The organism is Chryseobacterium aahli (genome assembly GCF_022699665.1).
Lineage (GTDB): Bacteria > Bacteroidota > Bacteroidia > Flavobacteriales > Weeksellaceae > Chryseobacterium > Chryseobacterium aahli.
On the sequence record NZ_JALDNB010000002.1, the window covers coordinates 195384 to 215226 of the forward strand.

The 19843-nt window shown below is 33.7% G+C and carries 22 protein-coding genes; 11 read left to right on the forward strand and 11 right to left on the reverse strand.

The features are described 5' to 3' along the window. Nucleotides 1–58 precede the first annotated feature (58 nt). The 11 genes from MQX03_RS03195 (at nucleotide 59) to MQX03_RS03245 (ending at nucleotide 9301) form a co-directional block, all read left to right on the forward strand. Nucleotides 59–760: a hypothetical protein gene (locus MQX03_RS03195; protein WP_242801441.1), complete on the forward strand. Its 702-nt coding sequence runs from the start codon at nucleotides 59–61 to the stop codon at nucleotides 758–760. A 141-nt stretch (nucleotides 761–901) separates the two neighbouring features. Beyond that, nucleotides 902–1369: a nucleoside triphosphate pyrophosphohydrolase family protein gene (locus MQX03_RS03200; protein ID WP_242801444.1), complete on the forward strand. Its 468-nt coding sequence runs from the start codon at nucleotides 902–904 to the stop codon at nucleotides 1367–1369. Nucleotides 1370–1378: 9 nt separating this feature from the next. Beyond that, nucleotides 1379–1951, forward strand: a complete 573-nt coding sequence (locus tag MQX03_RS03205) for a TlpA family protein disulfide reductase (RefSeq protein ID WP_242801446.1) — start codon at nucleotides 1379–1381, stop codon at nucleotides 1949–1951. Continuing rightward, the gene (locus MQX03_RS03210) at nucleotides 1948–2553 is read left to right on the forward strand and encodes a DUF4230 domain-containing protein (protein WP_242801448.1); all 606 of its coding nucleotides are present in this window, start codon (nucleotides 1948–1950) and stop codon (nucleotides 2551–2553) included. Before MQX03_RS03205 ends, MQX03_RS03210 begins: the two co-directional genes overlap by 4 nt. Before the next feature lie 12 nt (nucleotides 2554–2565). Further along, a complete protein-coding gene (locus MQX03_RS03215) occupies nucleotides 2566–2748 on the forward strand; it encodes a hypothetical protein (RefSeq protein WP_242801450.1) in 183 nt (60 codons plus the stop codon). Nucleotides 2749–3132: 384 nt separating this feature from the next. Further along, entirely contained in the window at nucleotides 3133–5052 is a 1920-nt protein-coding gene (gene thrS / locus MQX03_RS03220) for a threonine--tRNA ligase (protein WP_242801452.1), read from the forward strand. 117 nt (nucleotides 5053–5169) lie between these two features. Continuing rightward, on the forward strand, nucleotides 5170–5670 hold the full coding sequence (gene infC, locus MQX03_RS03225) for a translation initiation factor IF-3 (protein ID WP_047444040.1): 501 nt from the start codon (nucleotides 5170–5172) through the stop codon (nucleotides 5668–5670). Between the two features lie 376 nt (nucleotides 5671–6046). After that, nucleotides 6047–6244 carry a 50S ribosomal protein L35 gene (gene rpmI, locus MQX03_RS03230; RefSeq protein WP_047444039.1) on the forward strand — a complete coding sequence of 66 codons (198 nt, stop codon included), beginning with the start codon at nucleotides 6047–6049 and terminating at the stop codon, nucleotides 6242–6244. Nucleotides 6245–6361: 117 nt separating this feature from the next. After that, nucleotides 6362–6706, forward strand: coding sequence for a 50S ribosomal protein L20 (gene rplT / locus MQX03_RS03235; protein WP_047444038.1), 345 nt, complete (start codon nucleotides 6362–6364; stop codon nucleotides 6704–6706). Between the two features lie 96 nt (nucleotides 6707–6802). Beyond that, nucleotides 6803–7990: a M28 family peptidase gene (locus tag MQX03_RS03240; RefSeq protein ID WP_242801454.1), complete on the forward strand. Its 1188-nt coding sequence runs from the start codon at nucleotides 6803–6805 to the stop codon at nucleotides 7988–7990. A gap of 129 nt (nucleotides 7991–8119) precedes the next feature. Continuing rightward, complete coding sequence (locus MQX03_RS03245; RefSeq protein WP_242801457.1) at nucleotides 8120–9301, forward strand: M28 family peptidase; 1182 nt, start codon at nucleotides 8120–8122, stop codon at nucleotides 9299–9301. A 34-nt stretch (nucleotides 9302–9335) separates the two neighbouring features. On the opposite strand, the gene hisIE is transcribed toward MQX03_RS03245, so the two are convergent. The 11 genes from hisIE to MQX03_RS03300 form a co-directional block, all read right to left on the reverse strand. Then, a complete protein-coding gene (gene hisIE, locus MQX03_RS03250; RefSeq protein ID WP_242801460.1) occupies nucleotides 9336–9923 on the reverse strand; it encodes a bifunctional phosphoribosyl-AMP cyclohydrolase/phosphoribosyl-ATP diphosphatase HisIE in 588 nt (195 codons plus the stop codon). Next, nucleotides 9920–10672, reverse strand: a complete 753-nt coding sequence (gene hisF, locus MQX03_RS03255) for an imidazole glycerol phosphate synthase subunit HisF (protein WP_242801463.1) — start codon at nucleotides 10670–10672, stop codon at nucleotides 9920–9922. Before hisF ends, hisIE begins: the two co-directional genes overlap by 4 nt. Then, nucleotides 10665–11387 carry a 1-(5-phosphoribosyl)-5-[(5-phosphoribosylamino)methylideneamino]imidazole-4-carboxamide isomerase gene (gene hisA / locus MQX03_RS03260; protein WP_242801465.1) on the reverse strand — a complete coding sequence of 241 codons (723 nt, stop codon included), beginning with the start codon at nucleotides 11385–11387 and terminating at the stop codon, nucleotides 10665–10667. The genes hisF and hisA overlap by 8 nt, the downstream gene beginning before the upstream one ends. Before the next feature lie 84 nt (nucleotides 11388–11471). Further along, a complete protein-coding gene (hisH, locus tag MQX03_RS03265; protein ID WP_242801468.1) occupies nucleotides 11472–12050 on the reverse strand; it encodes an imidazole glycerol phosphate synthase subunit HisH in 579 nt (192 codons plus the stop codon). A gap of 1 nt (nucleotide 12051) precedes the next feature. Then, nucleotides 12052–13146: a bifunctional histidinol-phosphatase/imidazoleglycerol-phosphate dehydratase HisB gene (hisB, locus tag MQX03_RS03270; protein ID WP_242801471.1), complete on the reverse strand. Its 1095-nt coding sequence runs from the start codon at nucleotides 13144–13146 to the stop codon at nucleotides 12052–12054. 3 nt (nucleotides 13147–13149) lie between these two features. Then, entirely contained in the window at nucleotides 13150–14175 is a 1026-nt protein-coding gene (gene hisC, locus MQX03_RS03275; protein WP_242801474.1) for a histidinol-phosphate transaminase, read from the reverse strand. Nucleotides 14176–14179: 4 nt separating this feature from the next. Further along, complete coding sequence (gene hisD / locus MQX03_RS03280; RefSeq protein ID WP_242801477.1) at nucleotides 14180–15454, reverse strand: histidinol dehydrogenase; 1275 nt, start codon at nucleotides 15452–15454, stop codon at nucleotides 14180–14182. A 1-nt stretch (nucleotide 15455) separates the two neighbouring features. Then, nucleotides 15456–16313 carry an ATP phosphoribosyltransferase gene (hisG, locus tag MQX03_RS03285; RefSeq protein WP_242801480.1) on the reverse strand — a complete coding sequence of 286 codons (858 nt, stop codon included), beginning with the start codon at nucleotides 16311–16313 and terminating at the stop codon, nucleotides 15456–15458. A gap of 245 nt (nucleotides 16314–16558) precedes the next feature. Next, nucleotides 16559–17659, reverse strand: coding sequence for a glycosyltransferase family 4 protein (locus MQX03_RS03290; protein WP_242801482.1), 1101 nt, complete (start codon nucleotides 17657–17659; stop codon nucleotides 16559–16561). A 48-nt stretch (nucleotides 17660–17707) separates the two neighbouring features. After that, complete coding sequence (locus MQX03_RS03295; protein WP_242801485.1) at nucleotides 17708–18637, reverse strand: glycosyltransferase family 2 protein; 930 nt, start codon at nucleotides 18635–18637, stop codon at nucleotides 17708–17710. 9 nt (nucleotides 18638–18646) lie between these two features. Continuing rightward, on the reverse strand, nucleotides 18647–19822 hold the full coding sequence (locus MQX03_RS03300) for a glycosyltransferase family 87 protein (protein ID WP_242802112.1): 1176 nt from the start codon (nucleotides 19820–19822) through the stop codon (nucleotides 18647–18649). Between the last annotated feature and the right edge of the window lie 21 nt (nucleotides 19823–19843).

Here is a 19843-nt window from a genome sequence, read left to right on the forward strand (position 1 = left end):
ACAAAATGCATTAAGAATACTTTTGCTGTAATTATTTTATAAACTAAAAAAAAACTTTATGAAAAAATCATTATTAATCCTTGGTTTAATGACACTTTTTGCCTGTAATCGCGAAAGCGAAAATTTAGGAGTAACTGAAATTTCAAATTCTTCTAAACCTACTTTAAGTAAGAGTGGAGATATTGGAGCAATGTTTATCGATTTTCTTCCTAATAACTTATCATGTGAGCTTGGTCAACCAATAGATCCAGTTACTACTTTACCTGATGTCTTTTCTAATTTCCCCACCAAGGTAAAAGTAAGAACTAAATATCAACCTATAATTACACAAGGAGTTATTTCATTACCTGAGCTAATTGTTAAATACTTAAACGATCAAGGTGTTACCATTCAACAAATCTTGTTTGACAATAATACTCCTCCATCTGGCTCTTATTTTGAGAATAATTATTATAAAGAGTTTACTTTTACTGACGTAAGAACTACTATACCAGAGCCAGACGGCAGCCTATCTACATTTAATATATTTACGTTTAATGATTATATGGAAAACTATTATGCTTCGGTAGCTGTACAAAACGCATATGCTAAAATTATTAGCAATATGCCTATTAATGCAAAAAAGTCTATCAAAGCAATAAGAATTTTTTATAAAGATGACTATACTTGTTCTGATCTTCAAGAAGAAAGAAGAAATTTAAAGATTCAGGTTATATATAAATTAAATTTTGCAACTCAAACACCTGTATTAGAATCATAGGGTTTATTATTTTATTTTAGAAATCTCAATATTAATATAATCTTTAAACATTGAAATAATAATTTGAATATTATTTTGATTTTATAAATGCTGCTTTTTAAGGCAGCATTTTTTTATATTTGTTGAAATTTTATAATAAATATGGAAAAAATAGACAGTCTGAACCAAGTAGCAGAATTCCACACCACGTTTAAAGCTCCTATTTTGGAGACTCCACAGATTCCTTCTCAGGAAAGATGTAATCTGAGAGTTGAGCTTTTACAGGAAGAATTAAATGAACTAAAACAGGCAATTGAAGATAAAAATTTAGTTGAAATTGCTGATGCGTTATGCGATTTGCAATATGTTTTGAGCGGTGCTGTTTTAGAATTTGGGCTTGGTGATAAATTTGTAGAACTGTTTAATGAAGTTCAGCGTTCAAATATGTCGAAAGCTTGCGATAATGAAGAGCAGGCAAACGAAACAGTAGAGTTTTACGCAGCAAAAGACGTTGAATCTTTCTACGAAAAATCCGGAGAAAAATTCAATGTATACAGAAAGGCAGATCATAAAGTATTGAAAAACAAATACTACTCTCCTGCCGATTTAAAAACAATTATCGAAAATTAAGATATTAAGATGAAGAAAATTATTACCAAGATATTGGCAGTTTCAATGATTTCATTGGTTGTTCAGGAGTTTAGCGCTCAGAAAGTAGTTGTCAATCGCGAGGTTGAAACAACAAACGACGGCAAAATGCTCTTGGGGAACCAATTAAAAGAGCAGTTTGTAAAAGAACCCTATTCTGAATGGTATACCAAAGAATTCAACGAGTATGCTTTAGATCATAAGGCTGTCGGAGAATTAAAGAAAAACAAAATAAATTCTTACAATCTAATCGTTTTCATGGGAACCTGGTGTGAAGATTCTCATAGAGATTTTCCTAGGTTGATGAAGATTTTGGAAGAAGTAAAATATCCGGATAGCAGATTGACAATCATTGCGGTTAACCGTAAGAAAGAATCTCCTACCGGCGACGAATCAAAATATAACATCCAGAAGGTTCCAACCATCATCGTTGAAAAATATGGCAAGGAAATTGGAAGAATTATTGAAATGCCGACTACAGGATACATCGAAAGAGATCTTGTGGAAATCTTAAAGAAAGATGACCAATCGGTGATCAAAGAAATATTTAAAAAAGAAAATTGAGAAATTTAAAACTTGTTCTTCCATTTGTTGCAGGAATACTCCTGATGTTAATTCTGTTTTTTAGTTTCAGATCTTGTTTAAAAATAAGTGAGAAAACTGAGAAATCTGACTACTATATTTTGACCAATCAAATCTCGAAGATGAATAAAATGGTCGTTTTGGAGCAGGATTTTTCTGCGATGCAAAAGACCAAATTTGGCTACGAATTTTTTGGAAAAGAAATGACAAGCAATAGTGTCATAACCTACACAAAGACCAATGCGCAGGTTTCCTATGATTTAAATAAAATGAAAATGGAAGTCGATTCTGTGAATAAAAAACTGATTATCACAGATCTTCCGAACGCTGATATCAGAATCACTCCAAGTGTGGAAATTCAATCGTTAGACGATTCTTTTATCAACAGAATTTCTGAAAAAGATATTAAAACGGTTCAGCAAAAGGCGAAACAAACGGCAATCAATTCTGTAGATCAAAACAAACTGAGAACTGAAGGCAAACAGCAATTGATGGAAAATCTGAACAATATTTTCGTTTTGGCAAAGGCTTTGAACTATACGATAGAAGATAAAACCGGACAACTCGGTGTTCTTGGACTCTAAAAATTCAAAATTATGAACTCAAACGACGATAACAAAAAGAAAGAATCTGCAAATTCCGCAGAAACGAAAAAGCAGAATGAAGATTTTCAAAATATTCCTGCTTCCTCAAAAAAACAAAATCCACCTGATGTAGATAAAGAAGATGTGAAAAAATCTTCAGAAAACAAATCAGGAAAAACAGATAATACTAAGTGAAAGCTTAGTATTTTTTTTTGCAACTATTTATTAGGGCAGCTTTTCCGCCTCGTAGTTTATCCTGAGCGAAGTCGAAGGGTTTCTGCTTTTTTCCGGCAATGCGAACCAATTAATATCATCATTTACACAGTAAGCCAATCGCATCGCTAGAAAAAAGAGCTTCACTCAGGTCGGGCTGCGATTTTCAGCAGATTTCAAAATTTATCATAAATCCGAAACTTGACATTCTTTAAAAGCGATTTTAAAACTATAAAACGGTTACTGAAAAATAAACATTAACGTCAGAATTTAAAATAAATTGTATTTTTTGTGAATTATCAGGCTACGATTTCATAAAGAAGTAAAAAATGCGTATTTTTGCAACTTAAAATTTCTTAGTAAACAATGATAAAAATTACACTTCCGGACAATAGCGTCAGAGAATTTGAGGGAGAAGTCACTCCGTTGGATGTGGCAAAATCTATAAGCGAGGGATTGGCTAGAAATACCATTTCCGCAGTTGTAAACGGCACACAAGTCGAAGTTACCACGCCTATTACCACAGATTCTACGGTACAGCTTTTGACATGGAATGATGATCTTGGTAAGAAAGCTTTCTGGCATTCTTCTGCCCATCTTTTGGCGCAGGCTATCCTTGAATTTTATCCTAACGCTCAATTAACAATTGGTCCGGCAATCGAAAGCGGATTTTATTATGACGTAGATTTCGGTGACGAAGTTTTGTCTGAAAAAGATTTTGAGAAAATTGAAAAGAAAGTTTTAGAAAATGCTAAAAAAGCTTCAACATTCTCACTATACCCTGTTTCTAAAGCTGAAGCTTTAAAAACTTACGCAGATAATCCATATAAAGTAGAATTGATTTCTAATCTTAATGATGGTGAAATCACTTTTGTAACGCATGATAACTTCACAGATCTTTGTCGTGGAGGTCACATTCCAAACACTGGAATTGTGAAAGCCGTAAAGATTTTGAACGCTGCAGGTGCTTACTGGAGAGGAAATGAGAAAAATCCACAATTAACAAGAGTGTATGGGATTTCTTTCCCGAAACAGAAAGAACTGACTGAATATCTTGAGTTATTAGAAGAAGCGAAAAGAAGAGATCATAGAAAATTAGGTAAAGAATTAGGGATTTTTGCTTTCTCAGAAAAAGTAGGTGCTGGTTTACCACTTTGGTTGCCAAAAGGTACTGCTTTGAGAAAAAAATTAGAAAATTTCCTTTCTGATGCTCAGAAAAAAGGAGGATACGAATTTGTAATGACGCCACATATCGGTGCAAAAGAATTATATGTAACTTCCGGACACTGGGATAAATATGGCGCCGATAGTTTCCAGCCGATCAAAACTCCGAATGAAGGAGAAGAATTTATGCTGAAACCAATGAACTGTCCTCACCACTGTGAAATCTACAAAACTTCACAATGGAGCTACAGAGATTTGCCAAAAAGATATGCAGAATTCGGAACGGTTTACAGATATGAGCAAAGTGGTGAACTTCACGGCTTGACAAGAGTTCGTGGATTTACCCAAGATGATGCTCACCTTTTCTGTACTCCTGATCAGCTGATGGATGAGTTTAAGAAAACGATTGATTTGGTTCTTTATGTTTTCGGTTCACTCGGATTTGCTGACTTTACTGCTCAGATTTCCTTAAGAGATCCTGATAATAAAGAAAAGTATATCGGTTCTGATGAAAACTGGGAAAAAGCAGAAAACGCAATCGTTACTGCAGCAAAAGAAAAAGGATTAAACACCGTTACAGAATATGGTGAAGCTGCATTTTATGGTCCTAAATTAGATTTCATGGTGAAAGATGCTTTAGGAAGAAAATGGCAGTTAGGAACTATTCAGGTAGATTACAATTTACCGGAAAGATTCGACCTTACGTATATCGGAAGCGATAATGAGAAGCACAGACCTATCATGATTCACAGAGCGCCGTTTGGCTCTATGGAACGTTTCATTGCGATCTTATTAGAAAATACTGCCGGAGATTTCCCATTGTGGTTGAGCCCGGATCAGTTTACGATATTGCCGATCAGTGAAAAATATGTAGATTATGCTAAAAAAGTTTCAGAATTTTTAGAAATTCACGATATTAGCGGATTGATTGACGAGAGAAACGAAAAAACGGGTAAAAAAATCCGTGATGCAGAATTGAAAAAGATTCCTTTCATGCTTGTGGTAGGAGAAAATGAAGAAAGAGATGGCACAATTTCTGTACGTAGACGTGGAGAAGGCGACCTTGGAGTAATGAGCATGGATGAGTTTGCAGCATACTTCAAAAAGGAAGCAAAAGTATAATTGAAGATTTAATCTTTCAATTCAAAATTAGTTATTAACCAATAAAATTATAAAGCAATAGCACAACGATTTAACAACAGAGGCCCACAAAGACGTCCACCTCAGGAGGACTTACACATGATAAACGATAAGATTCGCGTAAGAGAACTTCGTTTAGTGGGCGACAACGTAGAAGCGGGAATTTTCCCGATTGACAAAGCGAGACAAATTGCCAAAGAGCAGGAATTAGATTTGGTCGTGATTTCAGACAAAGCTGAACCTTTCATTGCGAGGATATTAGACTATAAAAAGTTTTTATACGAGCAAAAGAAGAAAACAAAAGAGCTTAAAGCAAAACAAATCAAAGTGGTTGTTAAGGAGATTCGTTTCGGACCTCAGACTGATGAGCACGATTATGATTTTAAGAAAAAACATGCTGAAAAGTTTTTGGAAGAAGGTTCAAAGTTGAAAACCTACGTATTTTTCAAAGGACGTTCTATTATCTTTAAAGATCAGGGTGAAATTTTACTTCTTAAACTAGCTCAGGAATTAGAGCACGTTGGGAAAGTAGATCAATTACCTAAACTTGAAGGTAAGAGAATGATTATGATGATGAGTCCTAAAAAACCAGCTAAATAATTTGACAATCTGATGATGAGTCTTTTTGACTCATTATCCTACGAAATACACATAGAGAGATTTTCTAATGAAAGTCTCTTTTTGTATGATAATTTTTCGTAATTTTGCAAACCGAATATCTGCGTGAAGGATAGAAATGGAAAGCCCACAGCATGAGCTGGCAAATGCCATGGAGCGAGGACTTGAAATGGATAGCCTGACCCGAATGAGTGAATGGAGCAAAGCGGAATGAACGAGTGAGGGACACGCCCAAGATAATGTAGCAATCTAAAAGTCTAACAATGTAACAATTGATTTTGTCATTGGTACACTGGTAAACTGATATATTGTTACACTTGAAAATCGTATTGATAACAAAAACATAAAAAAGCAAACAATGCCAAAATTAAAAACGAAATCAGGTGCTAAAAAGCGTTTTAAACTTACCGGAACTGGTAAGATTAAAAGAAAAAATGCTTTCAAAAGCCACATCTTAACTAAAAAAGAAACTAAGCAGAAGAGAAATCTTACTACTACTTCTTATGTTGCGAAAGTGGATGAGAAAGGCGTTAAACGTCAATTAGCAATTAAGTAGTTTTTATAAATCATTTTTCGGTTTATAAGAATAACAATTCAACATTTTAACCCTGAAACGGTGCAGATAAGTGTAATGAAACAGTTTACCGCCCTTTTCAAAAAAACAATTTAAATTATGCCAAGATCAGTAAATGCCGTAGCTTCTAGAGCGCGCAGAAAAAAATTAATGAAACAAGCTAAAGGTTTTTTCGGTAGAAGAAAGAACGTTTGGACTGTTGCTAAAAACGCGGTACAAAAAGCAATGCAATATGCTTACCGTGGAAGAAAAGAGAAAAAGAGAAACTTCAGATCACTTTGGATCATGCGTATCAACGCAGGAGCTAGAGAGCACGGAATGTCTTACTCTCAATTTATGGGAGCTCTTAAAAAGAACAACATTGAATTAAACAGAAAAGTTTTAGCTGATTTAGCGATGAACTATCCTGAAGCATTCAAAGCAGTTGTAGATCAAGTAAAATAATGTAAAATTTTTTGTTATCAATATTAAATCCTGAGTTTTTTGCTCGGGATTTTTTTATTATCTACATTTGCTGAATATTAAAGTATCTTATTTAAAGTGAAAAAATTAACTACTCTTCTACTCCTTTCATTAGCAACATATAACGTACAGGCTCAAAGTTTCGTTCAGGCTTATCAAAATAGGGTCAATCAGGTAACGCAGGCTAATATCACCTCACTATTGCAAGATTTTGCATCATTTGGCACAAAAACGTCAGGTTCGGTCGCAAATAATAATACTTTAAATTGGCTTAAAGGTAAATATCAAACCTATGGTTATACTGCAGGTCAAATTACTGAAGACAGCTTTACAGTAAACGGAAATACGACAAAAAATTTAGTTGTCACAAAAACGGGTACAGTTTATCCAAACACTTACGTTATTATTTGTGGTCACTACGATACGATAGTTGGCCCGGGTGTTAGTGACAACGGTAGCGGAACGTCTATTTTGCTGGAAGCTGCCAGAATTTTAAAAGATATCCCTACTGAATATTCTATTAAATTTATTCATTTTTCTGGTGAAGAACAGGGGCTTGTGGGAAGTAATCATTATGTAAACAATGTTGTTTTTCAGAATAATGTACGTCAATTAAATCTGAGATTGGTTTTTAATATTGATCAGGTTGGGGGCAAGCTGTCTGCGCCAAGTAATTCAGTAAAATGTGAGAGTGATCAAATATCCAACAGCAATAATCCTTTACAGAATTCAAACAATGCACCTTCACTAGCATTTACACAGCAACTTGCAGTATGTACAACTTTATATTCACCGTTACAAGCTGTAATATCTAATGCTTATTCTTCAGATTATATTCCTTTCGAAAGCAAAGGAGATATTATTACAGGTTTCTATGAAACTCCACAGAGTATGAATGAGCATACTGCAAATGATACTTTTGCCAATGTAGATCCAACGTATGTTTTCAATGTCGGAAAAGCTGCGGTTGGTGCGCTTCAACATTTTGCGGTTGCTACTACCAATCTTTCTGTCAATGAGGCATCTACAAGTTCTTTAGAATCAGTAAAAGTTTATCCTACTCCGGCTAAAAATATTGTAAATATAGAATTGCCAAATGAAATCAAAAAATTCAATATTGAAATTACTGATATGAGTGGGAAACTAGTTTTAAAATCTGAAAATCAAAAAGAAATCAATGTCTCCGCTTTAGAAAATGGTGTCTATCTTTGCTCGATAAAAACTGACAACGAAAGTGTAACGAGGAAAATAGTTATTAAAAAGTAAATTATATTAAAATTCTATTTCTTTATTAAAAAATATTCAAATTAATTATATTTTTATTTGATTTGAAATAATGATTCCAAGCTATTGTTTGGAATCATTTTATTTATACATTTGCTCAAATTTTTTAAAGTGAAAAAAATATTTAGTTTTCTGATTTTATCTTTAGGGTTAAATTATGTACAATCTCAAACCTTTATTCAAGCTTATCAGAACCGTGCAAATCTAGTTACTCAGACAAATATCACAACAAATCTGCAGGAATTTTCTAATTTAGGTATCAAAACTACTGGTTCTACAAACAACGCCAATGCATTAAACTGGCTCAAAAATAAGTATCTTTCTTACGGATATTCGGCAAGCCAGATCGTTGAAGATCCTTTTTCTTACCAATCAGGAAGCAATACAATCAATTCAAAAAATCTTGTTATCACAAAAATAGGAACTGTTTATCCAAACAAGTTTGTTATTATTTGCGGGCATTTTGACAGTATCAACGGACCAGGAGTCAATGACAACGGTAGTGGAACTTCGATCATTTTGGAAGCTGCAAGAATTTTGAAAGATATACCTACGGAATATTCGATCAAATTTATTCACTTTTCAGGAGAAGAACAAGGGTTGAGAGGAAGCACTCATTACGCAAATACAGTTGCTTATCAAGGTGCAAACCGTGTGCTGGATATCAAATTGGTCTTTAATCTTGATCAGGTAGGCGGCAAAGCTGGGAATGTAAATAATACTATTTATTGTGACGAAGATATGGGTGGAAACCCAAATAACACTATTGCATCTGCTGCTGCAACCCAAGAATTAGTTACTCTTACAGGTCTTTATTCACCTCTACTAACAGATATTGATGAAGCTGAAAACACTGATTATATGCCTTTTGAAGCTAAAGGAGAAGTAATCACAGGTTATTTTGAGAAAATCAGAAGTAATTATCCCCACACTTCAAATGATACTTTTGCCAATACAGATCCTGTATATATTTACAATGTCGGGAAAGCTTCTGTGGGGGCACTTCAACATTTTGCTGTAGCATCAACAACCATTTTGGGAACTCATGAAAATTCTCCAAATGAGTTAGAAAACATTACTGTTTTTCCAAATCCGGCAAAAGATTATCTAAATTTTGAATTACCGAAGAATGTGAAAAATTTCACTTTCGAATTAACAGATTTGTTGGGACATTCTTTTTTGAAAACTGAAAATCAAACTAAAATAAACATCTCCGGAGTTGTAAAAGGAGTTTACTTAGCACACATTAAAACAGATCATTACACAGTCATAAGGAAAGTGATGATTCAATAATACTAAACTAAAACCTGCAGAAATGCAGGTTTTTTTATTGATTTCTATCCAATAGAATTTCTTCAATTTCATCTAAAGAAAAGTTTTTCGCTTTCAATAAAATTAAAAAATGATATAGTAAATCTGCTGCTTCATTTTTAAATAAATCAGCATTCTCATCCTTTGCTTCTATCAACAATTCCACAGCCTCCTCGCCTACTTTCTGAGCGACTTTGTTGATGCCTTTTTGATATAATGAATAAGTGTACGAACCATCTACTTTGTCATCAATTCTCTGAGCAATTTTGTCTTCCAATTCATACAAGAAGCCTTTTGAATCCTTCTCGCCAAAACAGCTGAAACTTCCGGTGTGACAAACTGTATTTTTTGGAATAACTTTGATTAAAATCGTATCCTGATCACAATCGATTTGAATATTTTTTACCGTTAAAAAATTTCCTGACTCCTCACCTTTTGTCCATAATCTGTTTTTTGAACGGCTGAAAAAAGTAACGATTCCTTCTTCTTTTGTTTTGTTAAAAGCTTCTTCATTCATGTAACCCAGCATTAAAATCTGCAATGTTCTTTCGTCCTGAATAATTACAGGAACGAGTCCGTTTGTTTTATTAAAATCTATTTTCATCTTACGTTGATATTTCTGTTTTTCAATTCATTTTTCAATTCATCAATTCCAATTTCGCCAAAATGGAAAACACTTGCCGCCAAAGCTCCCGTAGCTTTTGTGAGAGTAAAAACATCTTCAAAATCTTCAATTTTCCCAGCTCCGCCAGAAGCAATCACGGGAATGTTTACATTTTCTGAAATCAGTTTTGTCAATCTTAAATCAAAACCATTTTTTGTTCCATCACCATTCATTGACGTTAAAAGAATCTCACCTGCTCCTAATTCTTCAACTTTTTTAGCCCAATCTAAAGTTTTCAGCGGAGTCATTTCTCTTCCCCCTTTTACAAAAACCCAGTCATTGTTGTCTACAAATTTTGTATCAATCGCCACAACGATGCACTGACTTCCAAATTCTTTCGCTAATTCAGAAATCAGGTGAGGATTTTTAACAGCAGACGAATTGATGCTGATTTTATCAGCTCCGGCTTCCAATAATTTTCTAACGTCTTCTACGGAAGAAATTCCACCACCCACTGTGAATGGAATACTTAGCTCTTTAGCAATATTTTTTACCAGCTCAACAAAAGTTTTCCGTTCTTCAATAGTTGCTGTGATGTCCAGAAAAACCAATTCGTCCGCACCTTCTGCCTCGTATTTTTTGGCTAAATCAATTGGATTGCCGGCATTTCTCAAACCTTCAAAGTTTACTCCTTTTACAGTAGTTCCGTCTTTGATGTCCAGACATGGAATAATTCTTTTTTTAAGCATTTTGAATAAAATTTTGAAGTTGATTTAATGATATTTTACCTTCATAAATTGCTTTTCCAATAATGGTTCCCGCACATCCTATTTCTTTCATCAGATAAACATCTTCAATACAGGAAATTCCACCGCTTGCAACTAATTGAATGGTTGTCTTATTTAAAATCTCCCGATACAATTCTGTAGATGCTCCTTCAAGCATTCCATCTTTTGAAATATCTGTGCAGATTACATTCTGAATGCCTTTCTTTTGATAATCAAGAATAAAATCAAATACATTTTTATCGCTTTCTTTCAACCAACCTGAAGTTTTTATGTTTCGGTTTTCACAATCGGCACCCAAAATTATTTTTTCAGCTCCGTATTTTTCAATCAATTGAAAGCAGAAATCAGGATTTTGAATGGCGATACTGCCGATGGTAATTTGTTTTGCACCGGAATTAAACGCTGTTTCAATATCATTTTCAGTTTTCAGTCCGCCACCAAAATCGATGTGCAATGAAGTTTTTTTTGCAATAGTTTCCAATACTTTTTGATTAACAATATGTTTTGATTTCGCTCCATCCAAATCGACAAGGTGTAAAAACTGAATTCCAAAATCTTCAAATTCTTTGGCGACTTCGAGCGGATTTTCATTATAAATTTTCTTAGTATTGTAATCACCTTTTGAAAGCCTCACACATTTTCCGTCGATGATATCTATAGCAGGAATAATTTTCATATGTAGTTTTTTATTGTTTTAATAAGTCATATGCAATCGCTCTTTTTTATGGATTTTCCATTTCCAATCATTGCGATTTCATCATTAAATTTTTAAAAAGTTTTTAAGTAATTGATTCCCAAATTTTCCCGATTTTTCCGGATGAAATTGAGTTGCAAAGAAATTATCTTTCTGCAAAGAAGCGCTAAACGGTAAAATATAATCGCAAACAGAAGTTGTATCTTCTGACAATTCACAATAATAACTGTGGACAAAATATAAATCATTTTCCTCTGAAATTGCTGAGAACAAAGGAGCTTTCAATTCAGAAACAGTATTCCAACCCATGTGAGGAACGAGATCCAATGGTGAAAATTTTCTCACATCACAATCAAAAATTCCCATTCCGACAGTATTTCCTTCTTCATTATTTTTACACATCAACTGCATCCCCAGGCAAATTCCCAAAACAGGTTGAGTCAATGACGGAATAAGTTGATCCAAACCTTTTTCTCTTAAAACTTTCATCGTAGAAGAAGCTTCGCCAACGCCTGGGAAAATTACCTTATCAGCATTTTTTATCAGTTCAAAATCATCGGTAATGATTGAATTTGTACCTAATCTTTCAAGAGCATTCTGAACAGAATTGACGTTTCCGCCGTTGTATTTTATAATCGCTATCATCTTATAAACTCCCTTTGGTTGATGGTAAATTGTAATTTTGATCGGTCTGATTAACTGCCATTTTTATCGCTTTTGCAAAAGCTTTAAAGATTGATTCTATCTTGTGATGCTCGTTTTCGCCCTCAGATTTAATATTTAAATTGCATTTTGAAGCATCTGTAAATGATTTAAAAAAGTGATAAAACATTTCCGTTGGTACATCGCCAATTTTTTCTCTCCTAAATTTCACATCCCAAACCAACCAAGGTCGCCCGCCAAAATCAATCGCCACTTGAGACAGACAATCGTCCATCGGAAGTAGAAAACCATATCTTTCAATTCCTTTTTTCTTTCCTAAAGCTTGTAAAACTGCCTCTCCAAAAACAATTCCGGTATCTTCGATTGTGTGGTGCTCGTCAACCTGCAAATCTCCTTTCACCTTTGTTTTTAAATCTAAATTTCCGTGTTTTGAGATCTGTTCAAGCATGTGATCAAAAAAATGTAAACCAGTCGAAATTTCCGAATTTCCGCTTCCGTCAAGATTAACTTCGACTTCGATTTCAGTCTCATTTGTTTTTCTGAAAACTTTAGCTTTTCTTGGAATTTGCTTTAAATATTGATAGATTTCATTCCAGTTTCTCGTCGTCAATTCCGCATTTTCATTTTCAAATTCACTAATGAAAATGGCTTTTGAACCTAAATTTTTAGCTAATTGAATATCTGTCAATCGGTCTCCAATTACAAAAGAATTTTTGATATCATAATTGCCGTAAATGAATTTCCCCAACATTCCGACTTCAGGTTTTCTATTGGGAGAATTTTCGTATTCAAAACTTTTATCGATTAAAATATCATTGAAAACTATTCCCTCATTTTTAAAAGCTATCAGCATTTTCTCCTGTGGTTTTATAAAATCTTCAAAAGGAAAACTGTCTGTTCCCAAACCATCCTGATTGGTTACCATCACCAATTCGTAGTCGCATTCCTTTGCTATTTTGGATAAATTTTGAAAAACTCCCGGATAAAACTCAAGCTTTTCCAAAGAATCAACCTGAAAATCTGTTGGCGGTTCTATGATCAATGTTCCGTCGCGGTCTATAAATAATACTTTTTTCATCTTCTAAATGTTTTTTAAAGTATTAATAAGACGTTTATTTTCATTTCTACTTCCGACATTGATTCTGATGCAGTTGGGAATCTGAGGAAATCTTTTGCTGGTCAGAATTTCACCATCAATCAATGTAGAGTAAACTTTGTCGGCATTTTTAAATTCAATCAAAAAGAAATTAGCATCGGTAGGAAATACTCTTAAAATACATTCCACATTTTCAAGCTGACTTTTCAGCCAGTTGCGTTCTTTCAAAATTTCATTTAAATTATTTTGAAAATCTTCGATCTGATCTAGCTTTTCTAAAATTAAGTTTTGGCTCAAAATATTCACATTAAAAGGTGATTTGACTGTGTAGATGAAATTGGTGATTTCTACAGATGAATAAGCAATTCCAACTCTTGCTCCGGCCAAACCCCAGGCTTTGGAGAATGTTTGTAAGACAATCAGATTTGGATATTCATTGATTAATTCAAGACTAGATTTTTGTTCTGAAAACTCAATATACGCTTCATCCACAACCACAATTCCTTCAAAATTCTGGATGTAAAATTCAATATCCTCGATTGAATTTCCGGTTGGATTATTGGGCGAACAGAGAAATAATATTTTGGGTTGATTTTCTTTTACAATATTTAAAAAATCTTCCTTTACAATTTCGAAATTTTCATTGAGATTGAGCTGGACAACTTTATTTTCATTGATTGTTGCATAAAATCCGTACATCGCAAAAGATGGATTCATCACCAAAACGGAATCTTTTTTTGGTTCGCAGAAAATTTTTATAATCAAATCGATCAATTCATCACTTCCGTTTCCAATTGCTATTTGATTAGCTGAAATGTTTTTGAAAACCGATATTTTTTCTCTAAGATTCTTGTGCGTAGAATCCGGATAGCGATTAAATTCTCCAAACGGACTTTCGTTGGCATCCATCAGCAAAGGGTTTTCAAACGTATTATTATCTCTAAAACTGATGTAAGGTCTCAATTCTGAAATGTTTTTTCTAACTAATTTTTGAATATTTATTGTTTTCATAATTTCATTTTAATCTAATGGATACTGCATTTTTGTGAGCTAAAAGTCCCTCCGCTTCCGCCATCAGTTCAATTGTTTTTCCTAAATTCTCTAATCCTTCTTTTGACAAATTCTGAAACGTAATTTTCTTCACGAAACTGTCTAAAGAAACTCCGCTGTAGTTTTTGGCAAAACCATTCGTGGGAAGTGTGTGATTGGTTCCGCTGGCGTAATCTCCGGCACTTTCACAGGAATAATTTCCGAGAAAAACAGAACCCGCATTTTGAATTTTGTTGATGTAACTTTCAAAATCTTCAACCGCTAAAATCAAATGTTCCGGCGCATACAGATTGCTAAAATCTAATGCTTCATCCATAGAATCGAATAAAATAAAATGGCTGTTATTTAATGATTGTTGAGCAAACTCATTTCTGGGAAGTTGTTTGATCTGCTTTTTGGCTTCCTCAATCGTTTCATTTAGAATATTCAAATCTGTTGAAACAAAAATCACCTGACTGTCGCTTCCATGTTCAGCCTGTGACAACAAATCTGCCGCACAAAACTCAGGGACAGCGTTTTCATCGGCGATGACCAGAACTTCACTGGGACCTGCCGGCATATCAATGGCAACACCAAAACTCTGGGCAAAATCCTTCGCTGCAACGACAAATTGATTCCCCGGACCGAAAATTTTATAAACATTCGGAATGGTTTCTGTACCGAAAGTCATTGCGGCAACCGCTTGTGCTCCGCCTGCTTTAAATATTTTTGACACACCGCAAAGTTTAGCGGTGTAAAGAATTGCAGGATTTATATTTCCATTTTGATCCGGTGGCGTACACAAAATAATCTCTTGACAGCCCGCCAATTGAGCAGGAATGGCAAGCATTAAAACCGTTGAAAATAATGGAGCTGTTCCACCTGGAATGTAGATTCCCACCTTTTCAATTGCACGGTTTTCTCGCCAGCAAATGACTCCTTTCGTAGTTTCAACTTTCTGAATTTCATTTTTCTGAGAAGCATGAAATTTTGTTATATTCTCTTTCGCTGTCTGAATGGCCAGTTTTAAATCTTCCGAAATTAAATTTTCAGCAATGTCAATTTCGTTCGGACTTACCTTTAATTGGATAATTGTAGCAGAATCAAATTTTCCAGCATAATTAATTAAGGCCTGATCACCATTTCTTTCAATTTCTTCGAAGATTTCTTTAATGATTTCTGAAATTTCCTGCTTTTTAAAAACCGGTCTTTTCGTTAATTCAAACCAGGTTTCTCGTTTTGGATTTTTATAAATATTCATCTTAAATAACCATTTTATCGATTGGAATGATCAAAATATCCTGCGCACCTTTCAGTTTTAATTCATCAATGACATCCCAAAAACTTTCTTCATCAATCACAGAATGAATACTGCTCCAGCCCTCTTCAGCAAGTGGAATCACCGTCGGACTTTTCAAAACCGGGAGCACATCAGAGATTTCTGAAATCTTACTATTGGGAACATTCATTAAAATATATTTAGAATTTTTCGCCTTTAAAACCGCTTTAATTCTAAAAAGCAACTTGTCTAAAATTTCTTCCTGCGAAGAATTCAGATTAATATTTTTTGCTAACACGGCTTCTGACTTTAGCAGCGTTACGGTTTCACGCAGTCCGTTTTTGAATAAAGTGCTTCCAGAGCTCACGATATCGCAGATTCCGTCTGCCAGTCCTATACTTGGAGCAATTTCTACAGAACCTGAAATCACATGAATATCGGCCTGAATGTTATTTTCGTTTAAATATTTTTTAAGGGTGTTAGGATACGATGTGGCAATTTTTTTGCCATTGAAATATTGTGGTTGATCTGTTTCTATATCTTTCGGAATGGCCAACGAAACACGGCATTTTGAAAAACCTAATTTCTGTACAATCTTATTTCCCTTCTGCTTTTCTGCCAACAGATTTTCACCGACAATTGCAATGTCTACTACTCCATCTTCCAGATATTGCGGAATATCTGAGTTTCTGAGATACATAATTTCCAAAGGAAAATTATCTACCAAGACCTTCAGTTGGTCTTTGCCATTGTTTACAGAAATGCCGCAATCTTTGAGAAGCTGAAGAGATTCTTCATACAATCGCCCGTTTTTTTGAATAGCAATTTTTAATTTACTCATTACTTTTTTATAAGTTTTAGTCTGAGTAAATGAAGTTGATTTATGAAAATTTCACAGAAATGTGGAAACAAAAAAACCGTCCTTACTCAGACGGTTTTTAATTTATTTTTATGAATTCAACACAAAATATCAATCACTTCCGCCTTAGCTGAGATGATGATAATGATGAAGTGTTGAGAAATTCGGTTTCATTTTTTGAATATTGTGGTACAAATGTAGAACTTATTTTTAAACTTCCAAGAAATTTATGAAATAATTTTTTGATAAAAATTCATCAGTTCATTGGCAATCGGCTCATCATTAAATTTTTGAACGAACTCAAAACCTTTATCAGAACGGCGTTTTCTTTCAGATTCGCTGTCCCAGAGAAATTTTATTTTTGATTGTAAATCTAAATAATTTTTAGGATCAACGTAAACAGAATCTTTACCTCCGGCTTCAGGAAGACAACTTGTGTTGCTGGTAATTGTAACAGTTTTTGAAAATAAAGCTTCAATAACAGGAATTCCGAACCCTTCAAAAAAACTTGGATAGACAAAAATATCGGCAAGCTTGTAGATAACAGCCAACTCATTCATCGAAACACCTTCCAGAAAATGAATTTGTTTTTCTATTTTATTTTTTCGGATGAAGTCTTGTACTTTTTTGAAATATTTTGTCTTTCGTCCGACAACCACTAAAGGAATTTCAGTTTTATCAATTGCTTTAACGATGTTTAAGAGGTTTTTGCGCTCTTCAATCGTTCCGACATTTAAGATAAACCTTTCAGGTAAACCAAATTTTTCTTTGGTTTTCTGAATGAATTTTTCAGATTGATCTTCTTTGAAAGCATGATGGCAACCCTGATAAATTACCTCAATTTTATCTTCAGGAACTTTTAAGTAATGAATAATATCCTGCTTGGTTTGCTCAGAAATTGCAATGATTTTGTCAGCAGATTCTGCTGCTTTTTTAAACTTCCAAAGGTGAATTTTTCGGTCAAAAAAAGAATAATATTGCGGATAACGCATGAAAATTAAATCATGAATCGTGACTACTTTTTTGATTGGATTTTTGTTCCATTTTAAAGGTAATTCACCTGATAATCCGTGAAATATATCTGCATTCTGAGCCTGCGCATCTTTCCCCATTTTAAACTGACGGGAAAATTTGCCTTTTGAAGATTCAATGAAATGAACATTGTTTTTTTCTAAAATTTCCTTCCCTCTTTCAGACTTATTTTTATTGAGTAAAATATATTCATTTTCAGGAAAATATTGAGATAAAATCCTGACTAGATCACGAGAATAGTTGCCTAAACCTGATGTATTGTGAAAAAAACGCTTTGCATCAAATGCTATCTTCATGACTATATTTTATATAAAATTCCAGATTTAAGAGTTTTTAATCCCATTTTAAAAGTTTTTATTTTTCACAATGTAATTTGGCCTTGCTTTTACCTGTTTGAAAATTTTTCCTAAATAAATCCCTATAATTCCTAAAATAATCAACTGCAGGCCACCAAAGAAAACGATGGTCATAATCAATGATGCCCATCCTGAGATTTCTGTTTTTGCAATGAAAGCGTAAATAACGTAAGCGCCGTAACCAATTACCGAAAATGCTGAAAATATAAATCCTAAATATGCTGCAATGTACAATGGCTTTACACTGAATGCCGTGATTCCTGTAAAGGCAAAAGTAATCATCTTTTTAAGGTTGTAACTGCTTTGCCCTGAAACCCGTTCAGAAGCTGTAAATTCTATAGCGCTTTGTTTAAAGCCCATCCAGCTCGTCAATCCACGCAGAAATAAGTCATCTTCATTGAATTTTCTCATGACTTCTACAACATTTGCATCCATCAATCTGAAGTCTGAACCGCCGCCTTTGGTAAGATTTACATCAGATAATCCTGACAGAATTTTGTAAAAAAAGTCTGAAGTTTTTCTTTTGAAGACAGAAATTTCTTTGGGATATTTTCTAATTGTCAGAACAACATCATTGCCTTCTTCCCATTTTTTAATCATTTTCGGAATGAGTTCCGGTGGATGTTGAAGGTCACCATCCATTGAAATTACAGCATTACCTAACGCACTATCCATACCTGCTTTTACAGCAGGCTGATGTCCGAAATTTCTGGAAAATTCGATAAATTTTACTTCGTCAAATTTTTTATATAAAATTTCTAATTGTTGCTGTGTGTTATCTCTGCTTCCGTCATTCACGAAAATAATTTCAAAATCATAATGAGGTAATTCGGAAAAAACTTCTTTAATTTTTTGGTGAATCAATGCAACATTTCCTTCTTCATTATAGGCAGGAATTACAATAGATATTTTTTTCATCCTTAGATATTATTGTAGGCTATAATCTTTTTCAAAATCTCTGGTCATTAATTCATAAATTATTCTAAACCAAACGACAATGCAAGGTACTGCTTTTAGAGAATATTTGATAATGTAATTTACTTTGATCGATTTTGGAAATAAATCTGAAGGTGAAAAGCACGTAAGAATGATTACAAAAATTAACATGCCTAAAACTAATGGCGTTCTTTCTTTTTGTAAAAAAAACCAGATCATCACACCTGCAACTGCAATAATATACGTTGGAGATTCTGATCCTGAGCTAAACAATACCAAGAAAAGTAATGTTGACGCCAAAATCATTAATTGAAAAGCGTAATTTTTATACTGCTTAAATCTTATGTATGGTAATGCAAACAGCGGTAATCCAAAAGCTAAGAATGAAAGATTTGAAATCGATGCATCTCCTAAAATTCTTCTGACAAAGCCCATCAGAGAGATATCCTGCATATTCCCCAAAACCTGATTGTCATTGTTTTTTGAAATCAAAGAATGCGACCAATCTGCATAACTCTGCAATACAAATTGAGGTGTAGAATAAATCATCGGTATTAAAAGGCAAATAACAGCAACGATAATTCCTGAAAGAATAAATTTAAATTTATTCTTAATGAAAAAAAACTGAGATAGGCCTACGATTCCGTAAAGTTTAACGAAGATTCCGATGACGATGGCTGAGGCAGATTTCACTTCCTTATTTTCGTAAATATAAATTGCTGATAGCATTAAAAGTCCTACTAAAGCAATATTAAATTGTAAACTAATTGCAGCCGTAATGTATTCTTGTAGACAAAATAATGCAAAAAGAGCTTTTTTAGCGTCTGAAAAAGGAAGCTTATAAATTGCAAAAAGGAAGATGGCAGTATTTGCAACATTCCAAAGAGAAATTCCTAACCAATCTGGCATCATAGCAAACGGAGCAATCAACAGGCTAAAGAAAACTCCATAATGATTCATATCAAAATATCGCTCAGGATATTGTAAGTATAAATTTTTCTGTTCTAAAGTATTGTAAAATACATTTTTGAAAATTAGATAGTTATTGATTGCCTGCGGACCTCTCAGAAATTTTGAGATTGCGGTAACCACTGCTATAATAAGATAAACCCCAAATATATATCTGGGGTTTAAAATAAACTTTAAAAATTTTTCTTTCAAGATGATTAGTTTTAGGTTAATTATAAT

Bases quoted from the DNA above. Each gene is read 5' to 3' on its own strand.
- infC (WP_047444040.1), top strand. From the start codon at position 5,170: ATGATAAACGATAAGATTCGCGTAAGAGAACTTCGTTTAGTGGGCGAC.
- hisF (WP_242801463.1), bottom strand. From the start codon at position 10,672: ATGCTTAAAAAAAGAATTATTCCATGTCTGGACATCAAAGACGGAACT.
- hisG (WP_242801480.1), bottom strand. From the start codon at position 16,313: ATGAGTAAATTAAAAATTGCTATTCAAAAAAACGGGCGATTGTATGAA.
- MQX03_RS03215 (WP_242801450.1), top strand. From the start codon at position 2,566: ATGAACTCAAACGACGATAACAAAAAGAAAGAATCTGCAAATTCCGCA.
- MQX03_RS03205 (WP_242801446.1), top strand. From the start codon at position 1,379: ATGAAGAAAATTATTACCAAGATATTGGCAGTTTCAATGATTTCATTG.
- MQX03_RS03195 (WP_242801441.1), top strand. From the start codon at position 59: ATGAAAAAATCATTATTAATCCTTGGTTTAATGACACTTTTTGCCTGT.
- MQX03_RS03290 (WP_242801482.1), bottom strand. From the start codon at position 17,659: ATGAAGATAGCATTTGATGCAAAGCGTTTTTTTCACAATACATCAGGT.
- hisD (WP_242801477.1), bottom strand. From the start codon at position 15,454: ATGAATATTTATAAAAATCCAAAACGAGAAACCTGGTTTGAATTAACG.
- MQX03_RS03295 (WP_242801485.1), bottom strand. From the start codon at position 18,637: ATGAAAAAAATATCTATTGTAATTCCTGCCTATAATGAAGAAGGAAAT.
- hisB (WP_242801471.1), bottom strand. From the start codon at position 13,146: ATGAAAAAAGTATTATTTATAGACCGCGACGGAACATTGATCATAGAA.
- hisIE (WP_242801460.1), bottom strand. From the start codon at position 9,923: ATGAAAATAGATTTTAATAAAACAAACGGACTCGTTCCTGTAATTATT.
- hisA (WP_242801465.1), bottom strand. From the start codon at position 11,387: ATGAAAATTATTCCTGCTATAGATATCATCGACGGAAAATGTGTGAGG.
- rpmI (WP_047444039.1), top strand. From the start codon at position 6,047: ATGCCAAAATTAAAAACGAAATCAGGTGCTAAAAAGCGTTTTAAACTT.
- hisH (WP_242801468.1), bottom strand. From the start codon at position 12,050: ATGATAGCGATTATAAAATACAACGGCGGAAACGTCAATTCTGTTCAG.
- thrS (WP_242801452.1), top strand. From the start codon at position 3,133: ATGATAAAAATTACACTTCCGGACAATAGCGTCAGAGAATTTGAGGGA.
- rplT (WP_047444038.1), top strand. From the start codon at position 6,362: ATGCCAAGATCAGTAAATGCCGTAGCTTCTAGAGCGCGCAGAAAAAAA.
- hisC (WP_242801474.1), bottom strand. From the start codon at position 14,175: ATGAAAACAATAAATATTCAAAAATTAGTTAGAAAAAACATTTCAGAA.
- MQX03_RS03200 (WP_242801444.1), top strand. From the start codon at position 902: ATGGAAAAAATAGACAGTCTGAACCAAGTAGCAGAATTCCACACCACG.